Origin of the sequence: Candidatus Glomeribacter gigasporarum BEG34, from assembly GCF_000227585.1 — a bacterium.
GTDB classification, from domain to species: domain Bacteria; phylum Pseudomonadota; class Gammaproteobacteria; order Burkholderiales; family Burkholderiaceae; genus Glomeribacter; species Glomeribacter gigasporarum_B.
The window spans coordinates 1-2,050 of record NZ_CAFB01000108.1 but is presented as its reverse complement, the minus strand read 5'-3'; the positions used below and the strand labels follow the sequence as shown (position 1 = coordinate 2,050).

Below are 2,050 nucleotides of genomic sequence, written 5' to 3'. Positions count from 1 at the left end.
ACCTTTCACTGTGATGGTATCGTCCGTCGTATCGTATTGATCCGTGTCCCTGGAGGAAATCTCCTCTTGAACGGGTCCAAAGGAGGTATCGATCAATCCATGCTCATTCTCCGGCTCTTTGGGGATGAGTTTAGAGACGTTCACATAGCCCGCCAGACGAATGCGAAGCTTCTCTGTTCGATATATTACGAAATTGACAAAATCAGCCGCTTCTCTATTGAGGGCGTCGTCTACTGGCATGTGTACTAAAGAAGTATCTGCCGCTTTCCGGTTTATAGAGAATTTGCACTGCCCGTGTGTAAATTTAAGTGACTGGATGTCGGAGTCCGATAGAGGAGACCCATCCGAGTTTTTTGGATATGCTTTCTCGCAAAAATTCCGCACCTCTGTTTGCAGACGCCCCCCGCTCCAGGTATTGATGTCAGATAGAAGCTTTGCAAGGCAGCAATATGCAACACGCCCATAGTCATTTCCTGCCCCTTCGTCCATCCTTTGAACGCGCGGATTATCCAAAAGCAAATTAAAGACTCTGGGCACCCATTGCAACTCTTCTTTGATTGAATTTTGGATCCGCCCTGTTTGGAAATACTGCCCAACCTTATCAGGAGAATATTTGAAATATGTCTGGTCTCTCCTGGAATAAATGGGTGCTTTGAGGTAGCGCTCTTTTAGACGGATGTTCTCAGCAACCTGGTCTAGAGAATCGTTTAAGCTCTTGCAGTCATAGAGTTTCATCGATGGAAACTTGCGCTTTAATGCATTTTTACAAGCTTGAGAAATACCATTCATACGATCGACCAGCGCTTCGATGTTATTAAAGGGGATTGGAGATACATCGCTCTGAATGGGACCCGTTACACCTTGTGGCCCCCGTATAGAGTTCTGATGACCCTGACTCTCAGCCGAATTCAGATAAGCATATTCGGTCTCCTGAGGAATGTTTGGGTTAATATAAAACATGCTTGTAAACATATCAATTCCATTGACTCTGGCCGCGTGCACGATTTTTTAATATATAGTGGATTTCGAAAAGCTATACTTCCAATTTTCTATTCATCTCTTAAGGAAGCCGCCTGATGACACATATCTTAGCCGATCTGCCCTACCCCAAACATGCGCTTGCGCCGCATATTTCCGAGGAAACGCTTGAATATCACTACGGCAAGCATCATCAAAGCTATGTCACCACGCTCAACGCCTTGATTCCAGGCACTGAATTTGAAGACTTGCCGCTTGAGGCGATCATCAAAAAAGCGTCCGGGCCGATTTTTAACAACGCCGCGCAAGTCTGGAATCATAGCTTTTTCTGGAATTGCCTGACGCCACAGGGCGCGCCTTCACCCGGCGGCGCGCTGGGCGATGCAATTCAGCGTAAATGGGGCGCGTATGACAGCTTTAAAGAGGCGTTCACAAAACTGGCGCTCGGCACTTTTGGCTCTGGCTGGGCCTGGCTGGTCAGGCAGGCGGACGGTTCGCTTGATCTGGCGTCAACCAGCAATGCGGGCACGCCGCTGACCACTGCGGCCAAGCCGCTGCTCACGCTCGATGTATGGGAGCATGCCTATTACATCGATTACCGCAACGCGCGCGCGAAATTCATTGAAGCATTCTGGAATATTGTGAATTGGGCGTTTGCTGAGCAGAATTTTAATCATTAGCCAAGCGACTTTAGTCTGATACTGCGTCATCGCCGCTCGCCGTATTGCTCATACTGTCTTCGCGGCTGCTTCCTTGTCTCAGACTAAAGTCGCTTGGCTATAGGTAATGGTCTTTACACCCTCCGGCACGCCCAGCAAACACACATCGGCGCGCCGCTGCGCAAACAGGCCAACGGTCACGACCCCGGGCCAGGCGCTGAGTTCCCGCTCCAGCGCGGGCGGCGCCTCCATTTTCAAACCTGCGATATCCAGCACCTGATTACCATAGTCAGTCAAATACGGCGCACCATCTGGCATACAGCGCAGCCTTGGCGTGCCGCCGAGCGCCGCGAAGCGCTGGCTGAGCATGGCGTATGCCATCGGTACAACCTCAACGGGCAATGCAAAGCGGC

3 protein-coding genes are annotated in these 2,050 nt (G+C 50.3%); 1 reads left to right on the top strand and 2 read right to left on the bottom strand.

The features are described from left to right. Window positions 1-972: hypothetical protein (locus tag CAGGBEG34_RS09245; protein WP_158641872.1), on the bottom strand; the 972-nt coding region annotated here is incomplete at its 3' end. A gap of 104 nt (window positions 973-1,076) precedes the next feature. Here CAGGBEG34_RS09245 and CAGGBEG34_RS09240 point away from each other — a divergent pair. Beyond that, window positions 1,077-1,658, top strand: coding sequence for a superoxide dismutase (locus CAGGBEG34_RS09240; protein WP_006683357.1), 582 nt, complete (start codon window positions 1,077-1,079; stop codon window positions 1,656-1,658). A gap of 78 nt (window positions 1,659-1,736) precedes the next feature. On the opposite strand, the gene CAGGBEG34_RS09235 is transcribed toward CAGGBEG34_RS09240, so the two are convergent. Continuing rightward, the coding region (locus tag CAGGBEG34_RS09235; protein ID WP_042688519.1) for a ribose-5-phosphate isomerase A at window positions 1,737-2,050 on the bottom strand (314 nt) is incomplete at its 5' end.

Excerpts from the sequence above, each read along its gene's own strand:
- CAGGBEG34_RS09240 (WP_006683357.1), top strand. The coding sequence starts at position 1,077 with ATGACACATATCTTAGCCGATCTGCCCTACCCCAAACATGCGCTTGCG.